2 protein-coding genes are annotated in these 1,172 nt (G+C 71.2%); both read right to left on the bottom strand.

Annotated elements, in window-relative coordinates; genetic code table 11:
- Window positions 1-658: DDE-type integrase/transposase/recombinase (locus IH26_RS0152470; protein ID WP_030443808.1), on the bottom strand; the 658-nt coding region annotated here is incomplete at its 3' end.
- Between the two features lie 79 nt (window positions 659-737).
- Window positions 738-1,172 (bottom strand): hypothetical protein (locus tag IH26_RS61815; RefSeq protein WP_051810152.1); only part of this gene is annotated, 435 nt, incomplete at its 5' end.

Here is a 1,172-nt window from a genome sequence, read left to right as displayed (position 1 = left end):
CATAATCGACATAGATGCTGGCGGGGATACCACGAGCGGCGATGCCGGTGCGCAGCGCCGCTTCGAGCCGCACGGTGTCCTCACGACGGGCCCATCGGTAACCGGTCAGCAGCCGCGAGTGGTCGTCGAGGAACGCGAACAGGATAGCCTTGCGCCCGTTCACGGTCGGGCCGTGCAGGGCATCGCCGGTCCAGCGCGCGTTCGGCTCGTCGGCCTCGAACCGGCCGAAGGTTTGCGGCGCCCTCCCGTCCGGGCGGGTCGTCAGCTCCAAGCGCACGAAGTGGCGTTGCAGCGTCCGTTCATCCGGTGACCACCCGGAATGGGCGCGCAGGATCGCCGCGACCTGCACCGCGGTCCGGGCCGGGACCTCCTTCTTCAACGCCACCGCCAGCTCGAGAACCTCGGCCGGAGTTCGCGGCCCGACCCGCCTCGGCTCGGGGACCAGAGCATCGAACCCGCCGCGGCGCCAGGCCCGGATCCAGCGGTCGATCGAGGCTCGGGAGGCCCGCACCGGCTGCCCGAACGGTCCCTCGTGCTCCCGCTGCGCCAGATCACGCACCAACCGGCCCCGCTGCTTCGTCGATAGCCGCCGGTCAGCGGCCTCGCGGATCAAGGCATACCGGAACAGGCCAACGGCGCGGGCCCGCTCGGCCCGCACCCGTTCTTCGTCATGGCTGAACGCCACCTACTTCTCCTTCACGACTCGATGAATGCGCACGAGTCGTGAGAGTCGTTGATCAAACAGCGCCACCCAAGGGCCGACTCGTGTTGATCAACTCGGCGGAGAAAGCGCGGAGCAGCAGGCGCCCGTTCGTGACCGCCGCGGCGAGCTGCCACGGCGGCACCGCGCCCACCACGCCAAGACGGCGACGCGCCGCGGCAGCGCACGCGCCGACCGCCTCGACCGCGTCAGCAGACACGCTCGGATGGCTCGGCAGCGCAGCGGTCAGCGGATCGAGTTCCACCAACAACGCCGTGAACACCGACCGCACCGCCTCAGCGTTCCGCGCGAACGCCCGCAACCAGCCGCGGACCGTCGAGACCGGCCGCTGCAACCGCACGGCGATCGGCCGGTGCCCGACGCCGGCCGCCTTCGCGCGCAGCGCCCGGCCGATCACGTCGGCACCATCAGCCCGCCGCAGCAGGCACGACACCGCCAGCAGCACATGCGT

Source organism: Actinoplanes subtropicus (genome assembly GCF_000721705.1).
In the GTDB taxonomy this organism is placed as follows: domain Bacteria; phylum Actinomycetota; class Actinomycetes; order Mycobacteriales; family Micromonosporaceae; genus Actinoplanes; species Actinoplanes subtropicus.
The sequence above is the reverse complement of the archived record's forward strand: the minus strand, read 5'-3'. Positions and strand labels throughout refer to the sequence as shown.